The sequence below is a fragment of the Barnesiella sp. WM24 genome (genome assembly GCF_004570975.1).
Classification (GTDB): domain Bacteria; phylum Bacteroidota; class Bacteroidia; order Bacteroidales; family Muribaculaceae; genus Muribaculum.
Genome location: NZ_SPPC01000015.1, coordinates 34,118 through 60,428, shown reverse-complemented (window position 1 = coordinate 60,428; position 26,311 = coordinate 34,118). Strand labels below are relative to the sequence as shown.

The window sequence follows — 26,311 nt, the reverse complement described above, 5'->3', positions numbered from 1 at the left end:
CATAAAAGTGATTGTTATATCAAGAAAAAGTCTTATCTTTGCGGTCGAAATTAAAGGCGCTCGGGGTGTAGCACAGTTGGCAGCGCGCCACGTTCGGGACGTGGAGGTCGGAAGTTCGAGTCTTCTCACCCCGACCAAAAAGGGTTCACACTGATGTGTGAACCCTTTTTTATTCCCGCTTCTGGCTATTACTTTTCTTATTGTCCTATTATACCTCTTGACGATAAGTTTTTCGACCTCAGAAAAAAACTGGGTTTTCAAACCCGAAGACTGAGTTCTTCAAACAAATCGCTAATTAGACGCGGTTTAGGTCAAGGATGTTGTTTACTCGACCTCCGACTATGCGGCTCATTGAGTCCCGCTCCAGCTGCATCAGTTCACCGATGTTTGATGTGAACTGGTCATAGTGCTTGGAGCCTTGGATGAATAGATTGAATATAGCCTGTGACGGATTTTCCACACCATAGTTGTCCCGCGCCGTAAATCATCGCGACATTACAGTTTTAATTCCCGAATAATTTGACTAACTTTGCGTATGGAACAACGTGTCGCAGACCATATTATCGGATTTAGAGGTGTCGGGAGGATTCCCGTTACCACGTCGGTTTACGACATGGGAGACCGCCGCACGGAGGTCAACCACCCGGCAAGCGTCATCACGTCGTTCACCTACAACCCGCTCGGCAATGTCCTGACAAAGCAGACTGCGAACATGGCTGAGGAAGGAAAGATGATTACCTACTCATACGACAACCGTCGCCGTCTGAGCAATCTCACTGTCAACAGCGGAGGCGCATCCATTATGAACAACGACAACTATGCCGACGGTGAAGGATTCTTTGCGAGCAAAGCGACTAAAGTCGATGACTGTTGCAACGACGGCTCTATGGAGGCGGCTGTGGCAGAGGCTCGGAAGGCTCAGGCCCGCGCGGTTTCGCGGTCGTTCAAAGACCCCGACAACTACGAAAACTTGCAGTTCTTCTATCATCCGGATCACCTCGGAAGCTCCAGCTTTATCACAAACCTTGACGGTGAAGTGGTGCAGCATATAGAGTATGTCCCCTTCGGCGAGGTCTTCATCGAGGAGCGCAACAACGTATGGAACACGCCTTACCTCTTCAACGCGAAAGAATTCGATGAGGAGACTGGTATGTATTACTATGGGGCAAGGTACTATGAACCAAGGCTGAGTTTGTGGATAAGCATGGATAAATTAGCAGATTATGCTCCAGCATGGACCCCTTATAGAGCATTCTTCAATAATCCTATAAGATTTTCTGATCCTACGGGTAATTGGGAGTGGGATAATAATGGGAATTTGGTTGCTAATAAGAAAGATAATGTTCAAACTCTTGCGACTTTCCTTGGAGTTAAGAATAAAGATGCCAAAACGTTCTTGGTACGTAATGGCATTTCATTCAATAAAAGAAATAGTCCTAATATTCCAGAAGGCTCTGTTTTACAAAAGAAAACTCTGTGGATTCACGAACGCCCCAAAAGTGCTCTACGTGTAAATAACAATACAGAAGCGGTTTTACATTACTTATATGGAAACGGAGAATCTGCTGATGTCGGAGATAGAGCAACATTCTCAGTAATTGTTGACAAAAAATTCCAACAGAAACATCATAAAATCACTAATGAAAAAGTTGCACCAGAAGGTAATTTTTCTATTGATTTAACAGATAAGATTTTTCATATAGGACATACCAATGTAGATTATTCCGTATCTACTAATGGTAATACATCTTCTGTTTCTTACTCTATTTTCGCGAGAGATGGATTCTGGGATCCTGACTTCATAGATGAAAAATTTCTTGGACAAATTCCATACATCAACGAATGGACTAAGACAAAACCTGATGGAATGGGACCGAATCTTGAAAGATTTGGAGGTAAGCCTTATCATTATCTTCCAAGAAAATTCACATTCTATTTCAAACCAGTGAAATAATATTAACTATAGGGCGTTGCAGGATTGTTATCATATTCTGCAACGCCTATATTACAAATGTTAAAATGAAAAGAAATGCAAGAAAAATATTTATGTTAATAGTGTCATTTGCTTCATTATTTTGCTTCATTGCATTAGATTATGAAGGAAGATTTTATGGCATTCAATCCTTTATTTTCAACAATAACTATTTGCCGAATAAGAATAGCTTTGAAACAGATGAATATGAGGAATTTCGTGTTTTAGATATCGACGGGTTTAGAATCGCTGGCCCTGGATTTAGAATGAATGGATCTAATAACAAAATTATGCTTATTGAGAAATATGCTATTTATGATTCTGCTATATATATACAATGCCAGACTGAAAATGGTATGACGGAAGATTACTGCCTAAATGCCAGCAATAATGATTCTATCGAAAACAAAAACTTATTCCAATTAATTCCACATAAAGAAGATCTCCCGTGGAGGACTAATTTAATACAAAAATATAAACATTTTAAAGTGCTAAAAATTATTTCCTTGTGCATTTTAACTATATTAATACCACTTTATTCAATCTCTAAATGGAATAAAAGGTATCGTAAATCTATGTAAACACCAACTGGGTTATGACTGACGGACATAGGGATAACAGTGTCGGTGAGCGCAAGCTCATCTGGGATGAGGAGAATCGTCTGCTTGCAGTTGACGACAACGGCTTCGTGTCCAACTACTGGTACGACGCCGATGGAGAGCGCACAGTCAAGACATCGGGCGAAAGCGATCAGGTCTATGTCAACGGAGTTTTCTCCGGCGGCTCTACCAACACCGATGGTCTTTCGGTTGATTACAAGTCGAAGTATGCCGCACAGCAGCAGGTCATCAAGGACAACTACAAGTTCTTCGATGTTCCTTACAACGGCACCGACAACGACAACTATGCGGACGGCGAAGGATTCTGCTGCAATGACGGCTCTATGGAGGCGGCTGTTGCGGAGGCACGGAAGACACAGGCCCGCGCGGTTTCGCGGTCGTTCAAAGACCCCGACAACTACGAGAATTTGCAGTTCTTCTATCACCCCGACCACCTCGGCAGCTCCAGCTTTATCACCAACCTTGACGGTGAAGTGGTTCAGCATATCGAGTATGTTCCCTTCGGCGAAGTATTCATCGAGGAGCGCAACAACGTATGGAACACGCCTTATCTCTTCAACGCGAAAGAATTCGATGAGGAGACTGGTATGTACTACTACGGTGCCCGCTACTATGACCCGCGTCTCAGCATTTGGATGTCAACCGATCCAATGGAAGGCAAATACCCCAATATTACAAGTTATTGTTACGCATACAATAATCCCATAATATTCGTTGATCCAGATGGGCAAGATGCTGAAATTTCAGTTGAAGGTAATAATATTACTGTAAAAGCCAATATTATTCTTACTGGGAAGAAAGCTACTAATGAACTTGCTAAAATCTTCAAGAATGACATTATGTCCAAATGGGGCAGTGTAAAAGCTGTGAAATATAAGGGCGAAACCTATAATGTCACTTGGGATGTAGACGTGAGAGTTCAAGGCAAAAATGAAGCTCAGAAATATGACGGCATCAATAATTATATGAAGGTTGTTGATAATACTAAAACTTCCCATGTGACGAAAGATGATATGAATAGAGGTCAACTTCGCAACGAAGGAAGGAGAGGGCGAAGCATCGAAGATGATTGCCCTGTTTCTCATGAGTTTGGTCATATAATGGGTATAACTGACAAATATGTTACAGATAAAAAGAGCCCCAATTATGGAAAATTAGTAGCACCTGAATGGGCTGATGATATAATGGCAGTTCCTACTTTCCAAAAAAGCAAAATTAGCTCAGGAACCCTTACAATTTTATTTAAGGGAGTCTTGGACCAGCACCAGGAATCATTAGGGGTCTCCATTAGCAAATATGTTCCAACACTTGGGAGATTCTTTAATTGGAACCGAACAACTGAGAAACGGAATAAAAATAACAGAGAACCATATCAATGAGAAGCACTTTGGTTCATATGATTATCGTTCTCGCACTGGGTTTAATCAGTTGCCGTGAAAAGTCCTCAGATACTGTCCCTACAAAGGGACAGTATCTGAGGACATTCAATCAGAACGACATCCAACAGATTGGATTCCGTTTGATTCGCTGAAAGTTCGTGAACTTAATTCTAATCAAATTTCTCTAATATACGGTCAGCCAATCTCCATGAAAACAGATACTTTGCGATGGGGCAAAAATGGAGACTTTTATGTCGAGGAAGAATTGAGTGACCTATTCAAAAATTCGCCTTGTACTGTTCTTCATACGCTCATCTGGCCGGTTGATAGTATTCATGAATTAAAATTATATTGTTTGAAACGTTCAGAAGGTATATACATACCGGTTTGGGGCTATCAATACAATTATAACATTATTCCATTTGAATAACAACTATTAACCGTAAGAAACGATTCCAATTGAAATATAGTCCATAAGTATAAGGCTTGTACAATAAGGATAGTTAAATCTATATTAGAGACTGCGCATGCGCAGTCTCTTTTCGTATATAGCATAATTAAGGTTACACATTTACAATAGTTCGGTAAAATTTGCATATTCAATTGAATATCAATAAGATACAATAATAATTCAATATCAATGCAAACTATTGTGTATCAGTGCGATACAGCTATGTCTGCTCAAAAATTACCGAACTGTTGACATTTACGCTTATATATTCATATTTTACAAAAATTTCATAGGCTAAATAAATATATTTCCGATATTCTCGACATAGATGCGGTTTAAGTCGAGGATGTTGTTTACTCTGCCACCAACAATATGGCTCATGAAATCTTGTTCAAGTTGCATCAGCTCGCCGACGTTTGATGTGAATTGGTCGTAGTGCTTGGAGCCTTGGATAAAATAGATTGAAGATTGTCTGCGACGGATTTTCCACACCATAGTTGTCCCTTAAATCATCATTCCTCCCTCATGCACATCTAATTGTGTCAATCTGAAATAAATTTGTTAACTTTTCGCATGGGACGACGTTTTGCATACCATATTGCCGTAATTAATGGTGTCGGGAGGATTCCTGTCACCACGTCGGTTTACGACATGGGAGACCGTCGCACGGAGGTCAACCACCCGGCAAGTGGCATCACGTCGTTCACATACGACCCGCTCGGCAATGTCCTGACAAAGCAGACTGCGAACATGGCAGAGGAAGGAAAGATGATAACCTACACCTACGACTACCACCGTCTGACAGGTATCAACTATCCAGACCATCCCGAAAACGATGTCAAGTATTACTATGGCGGCCGAAACGCCTCCCACAACCGCATCGGTCGTCTGATCGATGTGTAATGAATAATAATGCGGACTACAAAAAACGTAGCCCTCATTATTATTAGTACGACGATGTTGTCCCTTGTATCGCCTGAAACCGTAAAGGATAATCCATTGTGGACTAAATGCTTTTAGAAATCAACCTTGCTAAGTTAGACTCTTTTTCAATGGATCAGTCAAGTTTATTCAAAATTAAGTTTTATGCTGAACTTTTTGTGTGTTCAATTGTTATAAGATATGCCAAGTTCAGATTATGAATGTTATGTTAATGTTTCTTTTTTGGGGAAAGAATTAATGAAACAAACATTATTTATCTGTGGTTAAGCAATCTTTATATGGCGAAAACTTATAGTTTAATATTATACATAGACATGTTAAATTTTAAAGAACATTATGGCAATAACTGAGTTTAATTGTTTCCTTAACAATATTGAGGATTTAGAAGAAGCGTATTTCTTAGATCAAGCAATACGCTCAGAGTCTGAGGTTGGTTACTATAATTGTATAAGATCTGGTAATCAACTTATAGTTTCATCAAATCTTTGGGCCGACTCGTTGTGTTTAGCCAGTGATGCTGCAAAAAAATCTTTTCTTGACCGTTTGCAGGAAAGATGGGCTATAGATAAGGGGTGGTCAATAGAAGCATCCTACGATTTTAAAAGGGCAAACGAAAAAGATGATTGATTCTATCTAATAATAAGCAGGCACGATGGATAAGAAGACCACCCATCGTGCCGCTTATTTAATCAATTTCTAATTTTTTGTTCAGTTCTTCCAAGTCCCGAATATTTATTTCTGAGAATCTTTTGTCGAAATATTTTTCGTATTCTTCAATAGCGTATGTATCCATCATTCCTGCAATGTAGTCTACTACATTTCTTGAAAGTTCCCTAAGGTATAGAGAGAGTTGTTCGGGATTATCTTTCACGTCTTTATATCTTTTCTTTGTACGAAAATCTGGAGGCATCAATTTCCCATCCTGATTGGCATGTAGGTCGGTATATACAAGATATAGAGATTTTAATACAATTTCTCCTCTTGTTTCATACAAATAGACATGATTGCTCCTTGTGGTGCACTCAAAGACTACTTTTTTGAGATTTTTTAATAATTCTTTGTAGTCTCTTAATGTTAGTTCTTTATAGGTTTCTGTTCCATGTTCTGTTGCTTCATTTTCTGTGATGTTGTCAATAGTTATGTCATTTATGAATATATGCGTTAATTGGGAGGTCAAACTCATTCTGAACAGTTTAGAATGATCTTGAACATTATCTACGTTATTGTTTGAATAATCAATAGCTTTTTCGACAATAGGCAAAAATAATTTGTGTGCTTTATCTGACTTACGTTTAAGTAGATATAGAATCTCGTTTATGGTGAAGTTCCTAAGAGATAGTCCGTCCTCCAAGTCATGTACAGCATAAGCTATGTCGTCAGCAAGTTCTATGATTTGCACATCCAGAGTCCTCCTATTCTCTAATCCTGCAACAGATGTCCTAATTCCTTTGAGGTATTCAAAGTCTTCAGAATACATGAATTTTCCTATTCCATCACCCTCTTTGACGATATATTTATTTATGGCAAGAAGGGTTCTTGGGGTTAGATTAAGACCATTATGCCCTGGTTCTTTCTTCTCAAGGTGTCTTAGCACTCTAAAGTTTTGTGCATTCCCTTCAAAATAATTGGAATACTTTTTCCCAAGTTCATTTAAAACTCGTTCTCCTTTGTGTCCAAAAGCTGGATGTCCTATGTCATGAGCAAGTGCGGCTGCTTCTATTAGGTATATATCATCGGTATACATTTTTTGTACTCTGCCGCATGAAACCGCCAACAATCGGGCTATACTGGTAGCTATTTGCGATACTTCCAGACTATGAGTGAGCCTATTTCTGTAAAAAGCAGATGATTTAATTCCTACAATCTGCATTTTACCTTGTAATCTTCTAAATGATGGAGAGTATAATATTCTTGCGTAATCTCTTTGAAATTCATTTCTGGGAGAGTACCCTTCATCCCCGAACTCCCTTTTAGAAAGGTTCTCATTTCTCAGTAATGAGTATTGAAGATGTATCTCATTCTTTTGATCTTCAGTAAGATTAAGTGCTTTTTCTTGATTATTTGCCATAAAATTAATATTTTTCATCCCAATAGTCATTGAAGTCCAAATAGGGGTATGGTGTCTCTACACTTATTATACTTTCATCAGGATTTACTTGAAATGCTCTACATTTGTCTTTTGACATATAGTCAATCTTTATCATTTCATCAGTTGAAAGTTCAAGTATATATTGAGTATGTAATAAGATCGAACCATGTACAGGTAATTGCATTTCATGAATACAAACACCTTCCATTATGGGCAAATGGAACATCTCTCTCTTTGTTTTGCAAGCTTCTACTTGATTTTTAATTATTCTTATTATTTCTTCTATCATTTTCTCCAAATCGGATTTGTAGTTTTAGGTTTTTAATAATGACGAGAGTGTATCAGTTGGTGTACTGATACACTCTCTTTTCTTAGATCTTTATCAAGATTTGACAGTATAAGATTCTTCCACATTTCCAACTATTAGTGAAACAGGGTGGATAGAGAAGTGGATTTCTTTCTTTACAGTATCAAATGTTGTTGAGATTACGATATCCTTATCCTTTTCCGGGCAAACGCCGTCTTTGAAATATGCCGACTTGTAATCATTGAGTCTCTTGCCCTTTAAGTCGCGGATCATCCATTCCGGACCTTTATAACCTTCTTGCTGGGTAAGTCTCTTGAACTTCGGCATAGTCATGATTTCATTTGCAACCTGTTCAAGGTCGTCATCAATCGAACCTCGGTACCATGCTCTGCGGACTTTGTATAATGGTTTATTCTCGTTTTGCTCCCGATATCTTATTACCAATATCTCCGGGAACGTGTTCAGAGAGTCAATATTGAAACCTATAGGGACAAAAATAAAATCATTATTATTAATGCCTGCATACTTCATTGAATCGCCATGGACAACATAGCAATGATACAACGAAAGATTTAGGGGCTTGCCATCAGAATTACAGAAGTTACACTGCTGAATGTCGATAGCGGAGATCTTCGTGCAAGCATCAGATTCCTTGCTTCCGGCACATGCGACATCGTAATCCTTTTTAGGAAGGACTATGGTAGCACGATTGATTATATCCTGCTGTACTTCCTTTCGAATGCGATTGGTTGTCTTGTTTGCTTTGTAGTAAGTCCATCCAAAATAAATGATGCCTCCGGATGCCAATAGCACCGGAAGAGCAGAGCCATTCAGGAACGAAAAAACTCCGGAAGTTATAGTAGTAATCATATCATTCATTTATTTTGTTTGGAATAAAGGTTGGCTTAATATCAACAAAGTGGGTATGTATATTGTTGGCGAACGATGAGCATTCCCACTTTATCCATCCCATTATCGGCAAGAGGAGATAAAACAGGATATTCATATCCGGATATGCGTAATAAAGAACTCCTACAATAAAGGGACCCGGAATAATGAAGAATAATCTTGAATTGATTCCCAAAACCTCGCCATCGAAGTTTTTGCCGGGATTGGCATTCTTTATGTCGAGAAACATAATCGCCGATTCCCAGATGAACACCAGAAATATTATGAACACACTGATCAACTTCACAAGAACAGGGTTGCCAATGCTCTGAAAACTCACTGTCCCGATGAACAGGGCAATAGTCCACAATGCGGCTTGCAATGATGGAACGACTTTCGTATGTATTGCTTCAGGTGTCATTTTTTCAAATTGCGTTATAAGCAAATGCAAAGATAGCGAAAAAACACCAATAATCAAAATTTCGATGGTGTTCAAGTCTTCTTCAAGTCTTCAAGTTCAAGTCTTCAAGTCTTGAGTGATGAAATGAATAGAATCTATGAGCTTTGGAAGTTCATTGATTCAATAAAGATGTTCCCAATATTTTCCACATATACCCGATTAAGGTCTATGAGTGTATTAACACGACCTCCCACAATCCCGCTCATGAAATCCTGTTCCAACCGCATCAATTCGTTGATACGTGATGTGAATTTGTCGTAGTGTTTGGAGCCTTGAATGAAAAGATTAAATATTGCCTGAGAAGGATTCTCCACACCATAGTTATCTCTTAAATCGTCCCTTACACGTTCAAAGGGTGTTTTGTAGAGTTTATAAAAATCAGAAACAGAGGATTTGGCAAGAGCCTCCCGTTCCTCCTGCGATAAGGTAAAAACAGGAAAGAAAAGCTCGTCAAGAATGACTGAGAAAAGTGTCTTTTTATTCTTGAAATAATAAAGTATTATTTAGCGGATTTGATTATTTGGTCGATTTCTGCTTTAAGGCGTGGTATGTGGTTTATTACAATTGCCCAAAGAATGTCGGGCTTTAAAGAATCGTAAGCATGGATGACATAGTTGCGGGTGTCTACAATTTTACGTGAAGACGATATGCCAATATTCGGATCTATTTTTAATATGCGGTTCATTGCTTCTCCGAGTATCTCTATGTTGCGTTCGACAAACTTTCGGTAGACAATATCGGTTTCAAATACTTCATATTGTTTCCCAAACCGGTTGGAGGCAATTTCTATTTCAGAAATTGCCTGTAGCATGTCTTCGAGGAATTTTTTTTAGCCGTTCATCCATATATCAAAAGCTTTGTGCTGTCAAGCTCTTTGCGGAAGTATGAGTTTTTGACAGAGTCATCGCAGACAAGGTCGATGGGGCGTCCAAGCAGATTTTCAAGTTCGTGCATAAAATCAAAGAATGTATCAGCCCAATCAAGCCCTTCGCAATTAATCGTATCTGCATCAAAATTTACCGAGAAATCGATGTCGCTGTCATCGTTGAAGCGAGGAGTGAGGATAGAGCCGAATACCCATAGCTTTGCGACCTTGTACTTTTTGCACAAGGCTATGATTTTGTCGATGTTCATCTCTATCAGCTTCATATGTGGCAAATGTAATCATTTGTAGCCTAATAACAAAAAAAGCGAACCGAAATTTCCGATTCGCCTGTGGTGGAGTATAGCGGACTCGAACCGCTCACCTCGACACTGCCAGTGTCGCGCTCTAGCCAGATGAGCTAATACCCCTTGGTTTTGTGGAGGCAAAGATAGTGAAAGGTTTGCGTCACGGCAAATTTTTCGACCTGTTTTTTGCTCCTTAAAATAAAAAAGCCTTCCGTTGAAGAAGGCTTTGTGGGCGCTGAGGGATTCGAACCCCCGACCCTCTGCTTGTAAGGCAGATGCTCTGAACCAGCTGAGCTAAGCGCCCGTGTTCCTTGTCGAAAGCGATGCAAAGGTACAACGAATTTTTGAACTACCAAACATTTTGGGCAGAAAAAATCAAGGAATTTTCATTTTTATTGCGTAATTTTGTGGCATCCAATCATTTTACAACTTCAAATTTTTCTCATGCAACTGACACAACTTACTGCAATTTCTCCGATTGACGGTCGTTACCGCAGCAAATGCGAGCGACTTGACGAGTATTTTTCCGAATATGCCCTTATCCGTTATAGGGTAAGAGTGGAGGTTGAATATTTCATCGCCCTCTGTGAAATCCCGCTGCCTCAGCTTGCGGGGGTTGACCACGGTGTATTTGCGAAATTGCGCGACATATATAATAATTTTACTGTAGAAGACGCGTCACGCATAAAGGAAATTGAGTCGGTGACCAATCATGACGTGAAGGCTGTCGAGTATTTCCTAAAGGAGCGTTTTGACGCGCTTGGGCTCAGTGCTTGCAAAGAGTTTATCCATTTCGGTCTCACTTCCCAGGACATCAACAACACTTCTGTGCCGATGTCGCTCAAGGAGGCATTGCGCGATGTCTACCGCCCGCTTCTTGTCGAGCTGATCGAGCATCTTGAGGCCCGTGCCGATGAATGGCAGTCGCTGCCCATGCTTGCCAAGACCCACGGTCAGCCTGCGTCGCCTACACGCCTGGGCAAGGAGATACGTGTGTTCAGCTACCGTCTGCGCCGTCAGCTCGCGATGCTTGACGCCGTGCCCGTCAGCGGAAAGTTCGGTGGCGCTACCGGTAATTTCAACGCCCATCTTACAGCCTACCCTTCAATCGACTGGAGAGAGTTTGCTGCATCGTTTCTCAGCGAACGTCTCGGCATAGAGCGTGAGGAATACACCACGCAGATTTCCAATTATGACAATCTTGCCGCAATCTTTGACGCGCTGCGCAGAATCAACACTATAATACTTGACCTCAACAAAGATATGTGGCAATACATATCTATGGAATATTTCAAGCAGAAAATCAAGGCAGGAGAGGTCGGTTCATCGGCGATGCCTCACAAGGTGAATCCGATTGACTTCGAGAACTCTGAGGGCAACCTCGGCATAGCCAATGCCATCCTTGACCATCTTGCAATGAAGCTTCCCGTGTCGCGTCTGCAGCGTGACCTGACCGACTCTACGGTGCTCCGCAACATCGGTGTGCCTCTCGGTCACATGATGATTGCTCTCGCGTCGACACTCAAGGGCCTTAACAAGCTGCTGCTTAATGAAGCCGCAATCAACCGTGACCTTGACGACATGTGGAATGTCGTTGCCGAGGGCATCCAGACCATACTCCGCCGCGAAGGTTACCCCAAGCCTTACGAGACATTGAAGGAGCTTACCCGCGTCAACACTACCGTCACCGCTGAAAGCATTGCCGCGTTCATTGACACTCTCAATGTGAGCGACGAGGTAAAGGCAGAGCTCAAGCGTCTGTCGCCTCACACTTATACCGGATATTGATCCGTAGCTCTATGAAAAAGATAGTCTATATGCTTGCCGCCGCGTCTTTAGCGGCGGCATCGCTTACTTCCTCCCGTCCTGCCGGAGATGCCGAGGCACGCAGATGGATGGAGAGCGGAGTGTGGGACAACGGTTGGCATGTCGCCGTACATCCGTCGGTGAATCCTGACGAATTTTACGGTCAGTACACTAAAAACAAGGAACTCTGGGACACGATGTTCAGCTATCTTGCCACTCTTGACCTTGACTCGCTGCCGACCGGACGCATAGACCTTGTGCCGGGGCGTTGCTGGATTAAGATGAGCGAATACACACCCCGTGAAGAAAATGATGTAAACATCGAGCAACACCATAACTTCATTGACCTGCAATATACGTTGCGTGGCGAAGAGAAGATGGGTTATGCTTACGATGTAACCGTGAAAAACGAGTATAATCCCAAGAAGGATGTGGCGCATTTTAACTCCGACAGCGTAGACTGGTTTGTCGCCGGGCCGGAGGCGTTTTATCTCTTTTTCCCTACCGACTATCACCAGCCTTCGGTCAGGACTTCCGACAATCCGGGAGTAAGCCGCAAGCTTGTGTGTAAGATAGAGTATATCCGCTGATTGCGTCCTATACAATAAAGAGACCGGGAGCTGCCGATGGTCATTGAGTGATTATGGCGGTGTCCCGGCTTTTGTTGTTATGGGAAGGCATTTAGCGATGATTTGCAAAATAAGTGTGTCTTAATCGGTATTCACCTCCGGTTTTGATTAAAAATCCCTAAAAACCGCCATAAGTAAATGCCGGAGGCTAATATCGGGATAATTATTTTTTATAATTAATTGTGGCAGTCGAAGAAAAGTTTTAATTTTGCACTGTTTAGAAAAGATTGTATACGTATGATATACAGCAGATATGAAGAGTAGTAAATTAAAATCTTATTAATCAATTAAACTGAATTTAGACAAAGCAACGACGCCGAGAGGCTTGACATCTGTTTTACAGTTACTTACTTAAAGGAATTAATGCATTATGGACAGCAACGAAGAAAAGAAACCGAAACGACCGAGAATCGGGGAGAACCGCATCGCAGCCTCATCGGAGGGAGATACTGCAATTTTTGGTAAAGTGGAAAATGACCATGCGGGTGATTATCACCAGGGTGGAGAATCAGCGCCTCGCCGCGAATATGGAAGTTACGACCGTCCCTATCAGCCCAGAAACAATTACAACAATCGTCAAGGCGGCTATAACAACAACCGTCAGGGTGGATATGGCAACAACCGTTACAACAATCAGGGAGGATACAACAACCGTCAGGGTGGCTACGGCAACAACCGTTACAACAACCAGGGCGGCTATCAGCCCCGTCAGCAATATCAGTCTCCGGCTGTGACAGAAGGTGCTGAAAACAGCGCTGCAGAGCATGGCTCAGCCGAGGGATTCACTCCGTCAACCCAGCAGGAGGGCGGCTACAACCGCTATAACAACCAGGGCGGCTACAACAACAACCGTCAGGGCGGTTACAACAATAATCGTCAGGGCGGCTACAACAATAACCGTCAGGGCGGCTACAACAACAACCGTCAGGGCGGCTACAACAACAACCGTCAGGGTGGCTACAACAACAACCGCCAGGGCGGCTATAACAACAATAACCGTCAGGGCGGCTACAACAACAACAACCGTCAAGGCGGCTATAACAATAACAACCGTCAGGGCGGCTACAACAACAATAACCGTCAGGGGGGCTACAACAACAATCGTCAGGGAGCCAACCGTCAGGGTGGCAATCGTCAGAACTTCGGCATGCCGCGTCAGGGCAAGAGCTTTGTGCCGCGTCCCAAGCGCATTGAATATGAAATGCCGATACCCGATCCCAACGAGCAGATACGCCTTAACAAGTTTATGGCTAACGCCGGAATATGCTCGCGTCGCGAGGCCGACGAGTTTATCCAGCAGGGGCTTGTCAAGGTCAATGGCGAAGTGGTTACCGAGCTCGGAACAAAGATTTCCCACAACGATGTAGTGGAGTATGATGAGAAGGTAGTGACTCTGGAAAGCAAGTGCTACATCCTTCTTAACAAGCCGAAAGATTGCGTTACCACAAGTGACGACCCCAATGGCAGGACTACTGTTATGGATCTTGTCAAAGGTGCTTGCAACGAGCGCATATACCCGGTCGGTCGTCTTGACCGCAACACCACCGGTGTGCTTCTTCTCACCAATGACGGTGATCTCGCGTCCAAGCTCACTCATCCCAAGTATGTCAAGAAAAAGATATACCATGTATGGACCGACAAGGATATCGCGGAAGACGACATGCAGGCAATCGCCGACGGTATAGAGCTTGAAGACGGCCCGATTCATGCCGATGCTATAAGCTATGCCACTGAAACTGACCGCAATCAGGCGGGCATAGAGATTCATTCCGGTCGTAACCGTATTGTGCGCCGTATATTCGAGAGCCTCGGATATCACGTCACCAAGCTCGACCGCGTATATTTCGCCGGACTCACCAAGAAGAATCTTCCTCGCGGACGCTGGCGCTATCTCACCCAGGAAGAGGTTAACTTCCTCAAGATGGGTTCATTTGAATAATTTATTTACCAATTGCAATGAAAAGAACTAAGATAACCGACCTTTTTAAGCCTGAGTATCTCGGCAAGGAAGTGTGTGTGATGGGGTGGGTGCGTACCCGCCGAGGCAACAAGCATGTGCAGTTTGTTGCCCTGAATGATGGTTCTACGGTTAAAAACGTGCAGATTGTGTTTGACATGACACAGTTTACTGACGAGCAGCTGAAACCTATCACCACCGGTTCCTCGATTAAGGTCGACGGTGTGCTTGTAGAGTCGATGGGCAAAGGTCAGAGCGTCGAAGTCCAGGCTAAGTCGCTTGAGATATTCGGAACAGCCGATCCTGAGAACTATCCGTTGCAGAAAAAGGGTCACACCCTTGAATTCCTGCGCGAGAAAGCTCATCTTCGTCCCCGCACCAACACTTTCGGCGCCATACTCCGTGTGCGCAGCGCTCTTGCATTTGCCATCCACAAGTTTTTCCAGGAAAGAGGTTTCTTCTATCTGAACACGCCTCTTATCACTGCGAGCGATTGTGAAGGTGCAGGTGCAATGTTTCAGGTGACCACGCTTGACCTTAACAATATCCCTAAATGTGATGACGGAAAGGTCGACTATTCTGCCGACTTCTTCGGCAAGCCTACCGCCCTCACCGTCTCGGGTCAGCTTGAAGGCGAGCTTGGTGCCACTGCTCTTGGCGCAATCTATACTTTCGGACCGACATTCCGTGCCGAAAACTCCAACACTCCGCGTCACCTCTCGGAGTTCTGGATGATTGAGCCTGAGGTAGCCTTCTTCGACATCACCGACAACATGGATCTTGCCGAAGACTTTATAAAATATTGTATCGCCTATGCGCTTGAACATTGCAAAGATGACATCGACTTCCTTGCTGAACACTATGATGCGGAACTTGTCGACCGTCTAAAATTTGTCCTTGACAATGAGTTTGTGCGCTTGACCTACACTGAGGGTGTGAAGATTCTTGAGGAATCGGGTCACAAGTTTGAATTCCCGGTTTACTGGGGCGCCGACCTTCAGAGCGAGCATGAGCGTTTCCTTGTCGAGGAACACTTCAAGAAGCCTGTTATACTTACCGATTATCCTAAGGAGATAAAGGCGTTTTACATGAAGCTGAATGAAGATGACAAGACTGTGCGTGCGATGGACGTGCTTTTCCCGAAAATCGGAGAGATAATCGGCGGTTCAGAGCGTGAGGAGAACTTTGACAAACTGAGCAAGCGAATCGAGGAGCTTGATATCCCGATGAAAGACATGTGGTGGTATCTTGACACCCGTCGTTTCGGTACTGTGCCTCATGCAGGATTCGGTCTCGGATTTGAGCGTCTTGTGCTTTTCGTGACAGGTATGACCAACATCCGCGATGTCATTCCGTTCCCTCGTACTCCCAACAACGCAGAATTTTAAGCGAAATACATGAGTATATAAGAAGAGCCGGGTTTATGCCCGGCTCTTCTGTTTTTGTCGACTTTCGTCTCGGGAAGGTCATAGACCGAAGGCCTTTTTTATAGGTTCTATCATGTCAAGTTTTTCCCAGGTGAAGAGCTCCACTTCGATAGTCTTGGTCGGCTCGTATTTTGACTCAAAAGTCTTCTTTACGATTTGAGGTTCACGCCCTACGTGTCCATAAGATGCGGTCTCCTGATAGATGGGAGCGCGAAGTTTCAGCCGCTTTTCTATCGCATTGGGTCGCATGTCAAACAATTCGTTGACTTTTTCTGAAATCTCTGCGTCGCTCATCGCCACGTTTGCCGTGCCGCGCGTGTTTACATACAAGCTTACCGGACGGGCTACACCAATGGCATAGGCAACCTGCACGAGGGCCTCGCGCGCCACACCTGCGGCAACGAGGTTCTTGGCTATGTGGCGGGCTGCATATGCTGCAGAACGGTCTACCTTCGAGGGGTCTTTGCCTGAGAATGCACCTCCGCCGTGGGCGCCTCTTCCGCCATAGGTGTCCACGATAATCTTGCGTCCGGTAAGTCCGGTGTCGCCGTGAGGACCGCCGATGACAAATTTTCCTGTAGGATTCACGTGCAGAATCAGCCTGTCGTCAAACAGTGCTTTCACGTCGGTGGGAAGCTTCTCTTTGACACGCGGCAGGAGAATGGTTTCAATGTCGCTGCGTATTTTGGCGAGCATCATCTCGTCAGCCTTTTCCTGGCTGCCGGCGTCTTCTGCGGGAATGAACTCGTCGTGCTGGGTGGAGATGACTACCGTGTGGATGCGCACCGGTTCGCCCTGAGGCGAATATTCCACAGTCACCTGGCTTTTGGCGTCGGGACGCAGATACTTCATCTCGATGCCTTCGCGGCGTATTGCCGACAGCTCGCGCAGCAACAAGTGGCTCAGGTCAAGCGGCAGCGGCATGTAATTGGGTGTTTCGCTACAAGCGTAGCCAAACATCATGCCCTGGTCGCCCGCGCCCTGTTCTTCTTCAACGGCTCTTTCGACACCTCGGTTTATGTCGGCGCTCTGCTCGTGAAGAGCCGAGAACACTCCGCACGCGTTGCCGTCAAATTTCAGCTCGCTTCGGTCGTAGCCTATGTTGTTGATAACTCTGCGGGTCACGTCCATGAGGTCGATGTATGCATTGCTCTTCACCTCGCCGGCAACTACGACCTGACCGGTGGTTACAAGAGTTTCACACGCCACCTTTGAATTGGGGTCATGGGCGAGAAATTCATCAAGTATGGCATCGGAAATCTGGTCGGCAACCTTGTCGGGGTGCCCTTCCGATACCGATTCAGATGTAAAAAGATAATTTTCCATATTGTTTTTGTCGGTTTATATCATTGTAATAAAAAAATCTCCACGTCGGCAGATTGCCGGGCGGAGCAAAATCTATTCAAAAACCTTATGGATTTCAATAATAAAATCGTGCGGTTTTAGCATTTTTTTTAGTGGTTGCAAGCAGCCAAATTTCTCCACCCGGATAAATCATCCGATAATTGTGCCGCAAAGTTACGTCATTTTCAGCTAATGCCCAAATATACATTGTTAAAAATTAGTGCAGAATCCACCGGCAAGGTGAATTTGCAGGTGGCGCGGCAAAATTATGTCAGGAGCATGCTCTACGTGACATGCTGTCAGTAGGCATAGTAATATATGTACCCGCCGTAGTCGAGGTCGAAGAGTTCGAGAGTGTTGCCATAAACGTCCCACTGGTAGCTCCACGTGTCGCCCCATCCGTCGTTGGGATATATCCATAGATTATAATCGTCAGCCTCCCAAGTGATTGACGTGGAGGAATTGGTATAAAAGTCGGTGTAAACCCCTGTGCCGTTGGCATAAAAAGTAAAACTTGACGAGTGGTCGTCACTCATCCATGAGCCTAAAAACGGTGCGTCATAATAGTAGTAATCGTCATCGGGGTCACATGAGGTCAAGGTTATCGACATCATGGCGATGAGCATGCTGATTAACAGGGTCTTCTTCATTCCGGAATCATTTATTTATAGTTTCAACATAAAATTTCAACAAAATTAGCGTAACTTTGTTGAAACACGAAAGAAAACTTTATGAATCTGACGTCTATTATCCGCCCGCTGTTTACCCGTCGAGCGCGCATTGCCTACCGCAACGCGCTTGATGCAGAGACTGTGCAGCGGCGTGAACTCGCTGACCTCCTTGCTTGTGGTCGTGGCACGGTAGCCGAGGAGTTGTTTGGTTTTCGCGGTGTGAAATCCTATGAAGAGTACAGGGAGCGTGTCCCCCTCCACGATTATTCCGACCTGCGTCCGCTTGTGCTACGCATGATTGATGGCGAACGTGACGTGTTATGGCGTGGCGTGACCCGCAATTTTGCCCAGTCCTCCGGCACATCTGACGGAAAGAGCAAATATGTGCCTGTCACCCGTGATTCGTTTAGCCGCAATCATTATGCCGGCGGCTTTGATGTAGTGGCTCGCTATCTGACATTATACCCTGACAGCCGCATGTTTGACGGCAAAGGCTTTATCCTCGGAGGAAGCTTTGCCAATGAGCTTAATCTCCCCGAGGGGGTAGTCGTGGGTGACCTCTCTGCCAATCTCATAGAAAATATCAACCCCCTTGCCAACATGGTCAGGATTCCGTCAAAGCGGGTAGCCTTGATGGAAGACTGGTCGCGTAAGCTCCCCGCGCTTGTCAAGGCTTCGCTTCATGAAAATGTCACCAATCTGTCGGGAGTGCCGTCATGGTTCCTTACAGTGTTGAAAGAGGTCATGAAGGCTTCGGGTGCATCGGAACTGCATGAAGTGTGGCGCAACCTTGAGGTGTTTTTCCATGGTGGAATAGCGTTTGAGCCTTACCGCGAGCAGTATAATCATATAATTGACCCGGCGCGCATGCGCTATCTTGAGACATATAATGCGTCGGAAGGATTTTTTGCCGTGCAGTGTGACATCGACACTCCGGGCATGTTGCTGCTGATGGATATCGGGGTGTTTTATGAATTCATCCCTCTTGATGCCAACGGCAAGGAGACCGACCGTGCGATTGCCGCCTGGGAGGTGAGCGAGGGCGCCACATATTCCCTTGTGATAACGTCATGCAACGGGCTTTGGCGCTATAAACTCGGCGATACTGTGACCGTCACCTCGGTCAATCCTCTCAAGATTGTCATAAGCGGCAGGACAAAACATTTTATCAATGCGTTTGGGGAGGAACTGATGGTTCATAATGCCGATGCTGCTATCACGGCGACATGCCGTAGCCTTGGCTGTGAGATCGCCAATTATACGGCGGCACCGATATATGCCGGCGACCGTACGCGAGGCCGACATGAATGGCTTATTGAGTTTTCAAAGGAGCCGGTGGCGCTGGAGCGGTTTGCCGACGAACTTGACAGCAATCTCCGTAAAGAAAACTCCGACTATGACGCCAAACGTTCCGGCGGCATATTCCTCGACAGACTCACTGTAGTCAAGGCGCCTCAGGGGCTCTTTGACCGATGGCTCGCCTCTACGGGCAAGCTCGGGGGACAGCGCAAAGTGCCTCGGCTTACTAATGACAGGCGACTTATGGAGTCGATGCTGAAACTGATGGGATAAGTGGATTATTAAACAAATATTAAAATATTATTATCATGAAATTACACAGGATTCTTGCAACGGTGTTGACCGGTTTATGTGTACTCGGAGTTTCTGCCGAGGTGAAATATGTATTTTATCTGATAGGTGACGGTATGGGCATGGGGCATGTCAATGCCGCTCAATATTATAATCGTATAGTGAGAGGTGCCGACGAGCCATTGCTGATGATGCAGTTTCCGGTGGCTTCTCAGGCATGGACCTATTCTGCGTCAGCACCGGTGACCGATTCTGCCGCTGCCGGCACGGCTTTGTCTACAGGATATAAGACAAAAAATAATATGCTTGGACTTGCACCTGACTCGGTGGAGCATTATGTGTCAATCGCGCGTGACCTCAAGGATGCCGGATGGGGTGTTGGCGTGCTGACTTCTGTCGCGCCCGACGATGCGACTCCGGCTGCGTTCTATGCTCATCAGCCCGCGCGATGGATGTATTATGAAATTGACAAGGAGGCGGTAGCCTCGGGCTATGACTTTCTTGGCGGAGCGTCGCTGCGTGGCGTGGCTGACAAGGAAGGCAAGCCTAACGAGGTGCCGGCGATGATTAAGGACGCAGGTATAGAAATTGCCTATGGCACAGAGGCGGGTTCTGAACTTGCCGGTAAGGTCGACCGTCTGTGGGTGTTAAGCCCGGAAAATGTGTGGGGCAACGGTAATAATATCGGATATACGATTGACTCGATACCCGGAGCCATGAATCTGCCGTCGCTCACCAAAGTCGCTCTCGACCATGTGTCGGCAAAGTCGCCCGATAAATTTTTCATGATGATTGAAGGTGGAAACATCGACCACGCCGCCCATGCCAATGACCCCGGCGGAGTAATCAAGGAGGTGCTTAACTTTCAAGATGTAATCCGTGTCGCATATGATTTCTATCTTGCCCATCCCGAAGAGACGCTCATCGTGATTACCGCCGACCATGATACAGGCGGCATGGCTATCGGTCACCCCGACCATTATGGATATGTGGATCTCGCACTCGTGGATACCCAGCGTATAAGCAAAGACCGCCTCGCCGACTATTGCCGCGACATAGTGAAGGATGGAAAGACTATATCGTGGGATGAGATGCGTGACCTCTTGCAGTCTAAACTCGGCTTCTGGACGGCTGTCCCTCTTACCGAAGAGCAGACCAACCGCCTGCGTGCTGCGTTTGACCGTACTTTTCTGGCGCGTGAGTCAAATGATGAAAAGGGGCTTTATAACACATTCAGTGAGTTTGTCATCGAAGCTTTCAGAATCTATAATTACTGGGTGGGCACTGACTTCATAAGCCATAACCACACGGCAAATCCGGTGCCGGTATTTGCCATAGGAAACGGCTCTGAGAAGTTTACCCACGTGGTCAATAATACCGACATCCCCCGGATAATCCGCTCTCTGACCCTCGGCGAATAATCGCCGGGGTCTAAAAGTGAATTCTTGCTTCTGAGATGAACAACGAAAACCAAAATATTGAATATAAGCGGATATGGAAGGACGAATACCTGAAGTGGGTATGCGGCTTTGCTAACGCACAGGGAGGCAGGATATACATCGGTATTGGCGATGATATGGCGCTCATTGGTGTGTCGCATCTGCATCAGCAGTTGGAGGATATTCCAAACAAGATTGTAACCATGCTTGGAATCGTGCCTACAGTCAGCCATATCGTACAAGAAGGCAAGGATATAATCGAGATTGATATCGACCACTCCAATATCCCTATCTCTTATAAGGGGGCGTTTTATGTTCGCAGTGGTGCCACCAATCAGGAATTAAGAGGAGTTGCTCTGCAACAGTTTCTGATGAAGAAGTTTGGGAGGAGTTGGGAGGATATGCCTTGTTATGGTGCAACGATGGACGACATTGATCCGGAGGCTATAAAGTATTTTCTAAAGAAAGGAATCAAGGAGAAAAGAATGTCGCCGGATGTTGACAGTTCCACGCCGGAGGAGGTTATTTCTAATCTTGGGCTGATGGAGGACGGTGTGCCTTGCAATGGCGCCATTCTGTTATTCGGCAAATATCCTCAGAGGCGTTTTATTACTTCGAGTTTCAAGATTGGTCGTTTTGGCGCTACAAATTTCGACCTATTGAGCCAGGAGATTATTAATGGCAATCTCATACAGATGCCGGAGAGAGTGCTACGTACTTTAGACGATAAATATCTTATTCGACCAATCCATTACAGGGGATTACAACGTGTTGAACCGCTTGAAATCCCGGAGGAAGCATTGCGTGAAATAATCTGCAATTCAATAGTCCACAGGGATTATCAAGGGACATGGACGCAGATGAGTATCTACAGTGACCATATCAGACTGTGGAATGAAGGTAAACTGCCGGAAGATTTATCGATAGAGAAACTGATGGATAAGCATACTTCCAAACCTCGCAACCCAAAGATGGCAGAGGCATTCTATCGAGCGGGATTCATTGAAGCGTGGGGACGTGGCATCGAAAAAATAGTCAATGGCTTTAAGGGCGAGGGATTGACTCCACCGACCTTTTCAGTAGAACAAGGTGGTGTAACTGTTTATATTCCTCGTGAAAGATTTGAGGCAGTCAATCTTGGAGGCACTACTGAAATAAACCGACATCAAAGTTCAGAAAAAAGTTCAGAGAAAGGTTCAGGAAAAAGTTCAGAGAAAACTCGTGACAGGATAGTCCGTGAAATGAAGGATAATCCGTTAGTGACAATTAATGAGCTTGCGACAATACTTTCCATATCTGACCGAGCTGTTTCCAAGCATATCAAGAAATTGCAATCGGACGGCGTAATTAGGCGTGTCGGTGCAGCTCGTGGCGGTTATTGGCAGGTAATCAATCATTAATTGTAGCCTGCATTATCTGCATTTTGAGATGAAAATGACCTGTTATGTCTTTGTTCACTATGACGGGGTATAGCTCTCGGAAGATGAATTAACTAAAGACATTTGGTGTCGGCCGGATTGTGGGATTTGGATTTTAGGGAGAAATTTGCTACCTTTGTAATCCGTTATGAAATACGGTTTTGACAACGAGAAATATCTCAAAATTCAGTCCGAACATATTCAGGAGCGTATAGCTCAGTTCGGCAACAAGCTTTACCTTGAACTCGGAGGTAAGCTTTTCGATGACCACCATGCAAGTCGTGTGCTTCCGGGATTCCAGCCCGACAGCAAGTTGCGCATGCTTTCAAAACTTAGCGACCGCGCTGAGATTGTGATTGTAATCAGTGCGCTCGATATTGAAAAAAACAAGGTGCGCACCGACCTCGGCATCACTTATGACATGGATGTGCTGCGCCTGCGCACAGAGTTTCAGAATCGCGGCTTCCTGGTAAGCTCAGTCGTGATTACCCATTACAACGGGCAGAGCAGTGCCGACTCATTCAGAAAGCGTCTCGAACGCATGGGAATCAACGCCTATTACCATTACATCATTGACGGCTATCCTACCAACGTGGAGCTTATCGCCTCCGATGAGGGTTTTGGAAAGAATGATTACGTAGAGACCACTCGTCCTCTCGTGATTGTGACAGCTCCGGGCCCGGGCAGCGGCAAGATGGCGGTGTGTCTCAGTCAGCTTTATAATGAACACAAACGTGGTATAGAGGCGGGATACGCCAAGTTTGAGACATTCCCTGTATGGAGTCTCCCACTGAAACATCCGGTCAATATCGCCTATGAGGCGGCTACAGCCGACCTTAACGACGTCAATATGATTGACCCGTTCCATCTGGAGGCTTATGGAAAGACTGCTATCAACTATAACCGTGATATTGAGATATTCCCTGTCCTGAACTCTTTGTTTGAGGAAATTTATGGCGAGAATCCATATAAGTCGCCTACCGACATGGGCGTAAACATGGTAGGATTCTGTATAAATGACGATGAGGTGTGTCGTGAGGCGTCTAAAAACGAGATTATCCGCCGTTACTACACTGCCCTTAACAACCTTGCCCTTGGCGATGGAAATGACAGCGAGGTCAATAAGATCGCATTGCTGTTCAAGCAGGCGAAGATAGACGCGTCTTACCGTCGTCCGGCTGTTGCGGCAAAAGAGCGCGCGGAGCGTAGCGGTGTGCCATGTTCTGCGATTGAACTTGCCGACGGGACTATCATCACGGCTGAGACAAGCGAATTGCTTGGACCGAGCGCGGCTCTCATCCTTAATGCCATCAAGCATCTTGCCGGGATAGACCACTCGGTAAAACTAATCCCGCAGTCGATGATTGAGCCTATACAGCACACCAAGACCTGCTATCTGCGCAGCCGTAATCCGCGTCTTCACACTGACGAAGTACTTGTCGCTCTGTCAGTGTTGAGCAAGGATGACGAGAACTGCCGTCGTGCGCTTGAAGTGCTCCCGGAACTTAACGGATGTCAGGTACATTCGACTGTAATGCTCGGAGAGGTTGACCACAAGATATTCAAAAAGCTTGGCGTAGGGCTTACCTGCGACCCTGTGCGCAAGACAAAGTAAGCCGTCGAGCTTCCATCGCCCTTCAATTGCCGGTCGGTTAATCGGCAAATAAATCGGGCGTTGATGTACATACTGTTTAGCGGTAGGGGGTGACCGGAAGGTCACCCCCTGCATGCTTTTGGAGCAATTTGCCGGATGTGTATAAGCCGGTGTTTATTCCGTTTTGAGCTTCTTGAGGTTGGGGAGCAGTGCCGCCACTATGCCGAGGAGAGGGGTGTAGGCGCAGAAATTATATATTGCCTCGACTCCGTAGCGGTCGGCGAAATCCCCGAGCACTGCCGACGCGATGCCGCCCACTCCAAATGCAAAGCCGAAAAATAATCCGGAAATCATGCCGAGTTTAGTCGGCAGCAGCTCCTGCGCATAAAGGAGTATTGCCGGGAATGCCGATGACAGCATGAAACCGGCACAGAAACTCAGTATTACGGTAAGCGGCAGATTGACGTGCGGCATAAGAAGGCTGAAGGGTGCTGTCCCGAGAATTGAGACCCATATCACCGGCTTTCTTCCGTAGCGGTCGCCTATCGGGCCTCCGACAAGAGTGCCGGCTGCGGTAGACACGACAAATATGAACAGAAAAATCTGAGACTGTGACACAGAGACGCCAAATTTGTCAATCAGATAAAACGTATAGTAGCTTGACAGGCTCGCCATATAGATATATTTGGAGAATATCAGCACAATGATGACGCAGATGGTAAAGATTGTCATGCCGCGCGAGAGCGGAAGCACGGCGTGGCGCTCCTCGCGTTTTTGTGACTGCTTTAATGAATTCAGGTAGCCGCGATACCATCGGCAGATAGGGCGCATTGCCCAGAAGCATAGCGCGGCAAACACAAGAAACCACATGACATAACGGCGGTCGTGGGGCGCGACTATAAGGGCTACGAGCAGCGGCCCGATGGAGCCACCGAAATTGCCTCCGACCTGAAATACCGACTGGGCAAATCCGCGTCGTTCATGTCCGGCAAGAGAGGTGATGCGTGATGCCTCGGGGTGAAGAGTCGCTGATCCGAGTCCAATCATGAATACAGCGATAAGCACTCCTGTCAGCGATGAACTGAAGGCAAGCAGCACAATTCCTATCGATGTGCTTATCATGCCTGCCGGTAGGCTCCATACAAACGGACGCTTGTCAAACACATAGCCTACGACAGGCTGAAAAATGGATGCCGCGAGCTGATAGACGAGCGTGATAAGTCCAATCTGCGTGAAATTGATGTCAAGGTCACTTTTAAGCATCGGATATACAGCGGTGATAACCGATTGCAGCAGGTCGTTCAGGCAGTGTGCGGCACTGAGTGCAAGCAATACATGAAATGTAGGCATCGATGTCAGACGCCTTATCTTTTCAGTGAGAATCATAAGTAACTCTTAAAAATTAATCTATGTCAACTAAAAACAGTCCTGAATATTGATTATGCGTTCTACGACATAGAGAGCCACGATGTCTTTGCGTGAAACATCCATGTCGTCGTAAGCTGTGTTGGCGCTGCGCAATATGACCTTTGACGGGTCATGATGTCGGCGCACATATTTTACCACCCTCCTGTTTTCCATAATCACGACGTATATCTGTCCCCAAAGGATGTTTTCGGTGTCACTCTGTGGGAGAAATGCCACGTAGCCGCCATTTTCAATCTTCGGTTTCATGGAGTCGCCCTTTGCCCTTACTACAATCCATTCGGGGTTCAGATGGGGGAAATTCAGTTTGCCGATTACATTTTCTTCGGTAAATGCGCGTGACATCTCTGTGCAACCTGCCGCCACGTCAATGTCGTAGACAGGTATTCCGTCGCTTCGGTAGTCGGTGCATATTTCCGCTACCTGCACTTCCGATGCGTGATTGCTCTTTTCAAATGGCAGTCCGGTGCCGTCGCGCAGCCAGTCTTTTGATACATTAAGGTTGACTACCACGCGGTTGAGGAGGGCATCGCTTACAGGGAGCTTGCCGCTGAGGTATTTTGATACATTTGACGGGTCAATGCCAATAAGTTTTGAGAATGCCACTTGCGAGAGGTGGCGAAGTTCCATGAGATAACGGATTCGTCCTATTATCAGCTGGTTTTTGTCGGTCGGTGTTTCCATATAATATCGGTTTGTGTTGCAAATATACATATAATATTGTAAAACACCA

At 45.4% G+C, this 26,311-nt stretch carries 24 protein-coding genes, 3 tRNA genes and 1 pseudogene; 14 read left to right on the top strand and 14 right to left on the bottom strand.

The window, feature by feature from the left end; all coding sequences use genetic code 11:
• Positions 1–61: 61 nt before the first annotated feature.
• Positions 62–137, top strand: a tRNA-Pro gene (locus tag E4T81_RS14170).
• A 158-nt stretch (positions 138–295) separates the two neighbouring features.
• Here E4T81_RS14170 and E4T81_RS15680 read toward each other — a convergent pair.
• Positions 296–460 carry a hypothetical protein gene (locus E4T81_RS15680; RefSeq protein ID WP_167761961.1) on the bottom strand — a complete coding sequence of 55 codons (165 nt, stop codon included), beginning with the start codon at positions 458–460 and terminating at the stop codon, positions 296–298.
• 75 nt (positions 461–535) lie between these two features.
• Here E4T81_RS15680 and E4T81_RS16135 point away from each other — a divergent pair, with 75 nt between their 5' ends.
• From E4T81_RS16135 to E4T81_RS15960, 3 genes and pseudogenes are all read left to right on the top strand, one after another.
• Positions 536–1,954 carry an RHS repeat domain-containing protein gene (locus E4T81_RS16135; protein WP_135045730.1) on the top strand — a complete coding sequence of 473 codons (1,419 nt, stop codon included), beginning with the start codon at positions 536–538 and terminating at the stop codon, positions 1,952–1,954.
• Positions 1,955–2,019: 65 nt separating this feature from the next.
• Positions 2,020–2,553, top strand: coding sequence for a hypothetical protein (locus tag E4T81_RS14160; RefSeq protein ID WP_135045728.1), 534 nt, complete (start codon positions 2,020–2,022; stop codon positions 2,551–2,553).
• Positions 2,544–3,326 (top strand): annotated as a pseudogene (locus E4T81_RS15960) (RHS repeat domain-containing protein); the annotation flags it as partial. The gene E4T81_RS14160 and the pseudogene E4T81_RS15960, both read left to right, overlap by 10 nt.
• A gap of 1,390 nt (positions 3,327–4,716) precedes the next feature.
• Here the strand turns inward: E4T81_RS15960 and E4T81_RS14150 are convergent.
• Entirely contained in the window at positions 4,717–4,917 is a 201-nt protein-coding gene (locus E4T81_RS14150; protein ID WP_135045724.1) for a hypothetical protein, read from the bottom strand.
• A gap of 78 nt (positions 4,918–4,995) precedes the next feature.
• Here E4T81_RS14150 and E4T81_RS14145 point away from each other — a divergent pair, with 78 nt between their 5' ends.
• Both E4T81_RS14145 and E4T81_RS14140 read left to right on the top strand, forming a co-directional pair.
• Positions 4,996–5,325, top strand: coding sequence for a hypothetical protein (locus tag E4T81_RS14145; RefSeq protein WP_245207091.1), 330 nt, complete (start codon positions 4,996–4,998; stop codon positions 5,323–5,325).
• A 375-nt stretch (positions 5,326–5,700) separates the two neighbouring features.
• The gene (locus E4T81_RS14140) at positions 5,701–5,991 is read left to right on the top strand and encodes a hypothetical protein (RefSeq protein ID WP_135045722.1); all 291 of its coding nucleotides are present in this window, start codon (positions 5,701–5,703) and stop codon (positions 5,989–5,991) included.
• Positions 5,992–6,049: 58 nt separating this feature from the next.
• On the opposite strand, the gene E4T81_RS14135 is transcribed toward E4T81_RS14140, so the two are convergent.
• The 8 genes from E4T81_RS14135 to E4T81_RS14100 form a co-directional block, all read right to left on the bottom strand.
• On the bottom strand, positions 6,050–7,432 hold the full coding sequence (locus E4T81_RS14135) for a deoxyguanosinetriphosphate triphosphohydrolase family protein (RefSeq protein ID WP_167761959.1): 1,383 nt from the start codon (positions 7,430–7,432) through the stop codon (positions 6,050–6,052).
• A gap of 4 nt (positions 7,433–7,436) precedes the next feature.
• Positions 7,437–7,742, bottom strand: coding sequence for a hypothetical protein (locus E4T81_RS14130; RefSeq protein ID WP_135045718.1), 306 nt, complete (start codon positions 7,740–7,742; stop codon positions 7,437–7,439).
• 93 nt (positions 7,743–7,835) lie between these two features.
• Positions 7,836–8,630: a hypothetical protein gene (locus E4T81_RS14125; RefSeq protein ID WP_135045716.1), complete on the bottom strand. Its 795-nt coding sequence runs from the start codon at positions 8,628–8,630 to the stop codon at positions 7,836–7,838.
• Position 8,631: 1 nt separating this feature from the next.
• Positions 8,632–9,144, bottom strand: a complete 513-nt coding sequence (locus E4T81_RS14120; RefSeq protein WP_167761957.1) for a hypothetical protein — start codon at positions 9,142–9,144, stop codon at positions 8,632–8,634.
• Between the two features lie 463 nt (positions 9,145–9,607).
• A complete protein-coding gene (locus tag E4T81_RS14115; RefSeq protein ID WP_167761955.1) occupies positions 9,608–9,919 on the bottom strand; it encodes a DUF86 domain-containing protein in 312 nt (103 codons plus the stop codon).
• A 26-nt stretch (positions 9,920–9,945) separates the two neighbouring features.
• Positions 9,946–10,257, bottom strand: a complete 312-nt coding sequence (locus E4T81_RS14110) for a nucleotidyltransferase family protein (RefSeq protein ID WP_135045712.1) — start codon at positions 10,255–10,257, stop codon at positions 9,946–9,948.
• Between the two features lie 67 nt (positions 10,258–10,324).
• A tRNA-Ala gene (locus E4T81_RS14105) sits at positions 10,325–10,401 on the bottom strand.
• Between the two features lie 106 nt (positions 10,402–10,507).
• A tRNA-Val gene (locus E4T81_RS14100) sits at positions 10,508–10,582 on the bottom strand.
• A gap of 140 nt (positions 10,583–10,722) precedes the next feature.
• Here E4T81_RS14100 and purB point away from each other — a divergent pair.
• The 4 genes from purB to asnS all read left to right on the top strand — a co-directional run bounded on the left by purB (position 10,723) and on the right by asnS (position 16,058).
• Positions 10,723–12,066: an adenylosuccinate lyase gene (gene purB / locus E4T81_RS14095; protein ID WP_135045710.1), complete on the top strand. Its 1,344-nt coding sequence runs from the start codon at positions 10,723–10,725 to the stop codon at positions 12,064–12,066.
• An 11-nt stretch (positions 12,067–12,077) separates the two neighbouring features.
• Positions 12,078–12,674, top strand: coding sequence for a YhcH/YjgK/YiaL family protein (locus E4T81_RS14090; RefSeq protein ID WP_245207090.1), 597 nt, complete (start codon positions 12,078–12,080; stop codon positions 12,672–12,674).
• Positions 12,675–13,083: 409 nt separating this feature from the next.
• Positions 13,084–14,652, top strand: coding sequence for a pseudouridine synthase (locus E4T81_RS14085; protein WP_135045708.1), 1,569 nt, complete (start codon positions 13,084–13,086; stop codon positions 14,650–14,652).
• 17 nt (positions 14,653–14,669) lie between these two features.
• Positions 14,670–16,058 carry an asparagine--tRNA ligase gene (gene asnS, locus E4T81_RS14080; protein ID WP_135045705.1) on the top strand — a complete coding sequence of 463 codons (1,389 nt, stop codon included), beginning with the start codon at positions 14,670–14,672 and terminating at the stop codon, positions 16,056–16,058.
• 78 nt (positions 16,059–16,136) lie between these two features.
• Here asnS and metK read toward each other — a convergent pair whose 3' ends face one another.
• Positions 16,137–17,423: a methionine adenosyltransferase gene (gene metK / locus E4T81_RS14075; protein ID WP_135045703.1), complete on the bottom strand. Its 1,287-nt coding sequence runs from the start codon at positions 17,421–17,423 to the stop codon at positions 16,137–16,139.
• Positions 17,424–17,740: 317 nt separating this feature from the next.
• Positions 17,741–18,091, bottom strand: a complete 351-nt coding sequence (locus tag E4T81_RS14070) for a hypothetical protein (RefSeq protein ID WP_135045701.1) — start codon at positions 18,089–18,091, stop codon at positions 17,741–17,743.
• An 81-nt stretch (positions 18,092–18,172) separates the two neighbouring features.
• Between E4T81_RS14070 and E4T81_RS14065 the strand changes: the two genes are divergently transcribed.
• The 4 genes from E4T81_RS14065 to E4T81_RS14050 all read left to right on the top strand — a co-directional run bounded on the left by E4T81_RS14065 (position 18,173) and on the right by E4T81_RS14050 (position 24,174).
• Positions 18,173–19,684 carry a GH3 auxin-responsive promoter family protein gene (locus E4T81_RS14065; RefSeq protein WP_135045699.1) on the top strand — a complete coding sequence of 504 codons (1,512 nt, stop codon included), beginning with the start codon at positions 18,173–18,175 and terminating at the stop codon, positions 19,682–19,684.
• 35 nt (positions 19,685–19,719) lie between these two features.
• A complete protein-coding gene (locus tag E4T81_RS14060; RefSeq protein ID WP_135045697.1) occupies positions 19,720–21,123 on the top strand; it encodes an alkaline phosphatase in 1,404 nt (467 codons plus the stop codon).
• A gap of 35 nt (positions 21,124–21,158) precedes the next feature.
• Positions 21,159–22,541 (top strand): ATP-binding protein, encoded by a 1,383-nt coding sequence (locus E4T81_RS14055; RefSeq protein WP_135045695.1) that lies wholly within the window; start codon positions 21,159–21,161, stop codon positions 22,539–22,541.
• A 166-nt stretch (positions 22,542–22,707) separates the two neighbouring features.
• Positions 22,708–24,174, top strand: coding sequence for a DUF1846 domain-containing protein (locus tag E4T81_RS14050; RefSeq protein WP_135045693.1), 1,467 nt, complete (start codon positions 22,708–22,710; stop codon positions 24,172–24,174).
• Between the two features lie 153 nt (positions 24,175–24,327).
• Here E4T81_RS14050 and E4T81_RS14045 read toward each other — a convergent pair whose 3' ends face one another.
• Both E4T81_RS14045 and E4T81_RS14040 read right to left on the bottom strand, forming a co-directional pair.
• Entirely contained in the window at positions 24,328–25,539 is a 1,212-nt protein-coding gene (locus tag E4T81_RS14045) for an MFS transporter (RefSeq protein WP_135045691.1), read from the bottom strand.
• A gap of 30 nt (positions 25,540–25,569) precedes the next feature.
• Positions 25,570–26,262 (bottom strand): LexA family transcriptional regulator, encoded by a 693-nt coding sequence (locus E4T81_RS14040; RefSeq protein ID WP_167761953.1) that lies wholly within the window; start codon positions 26,260–26,262, stop codon positions 25,570–25,572.
• Between the last annotated feature and the right edge of the window lie 49 nt (positions 26,263–26,311).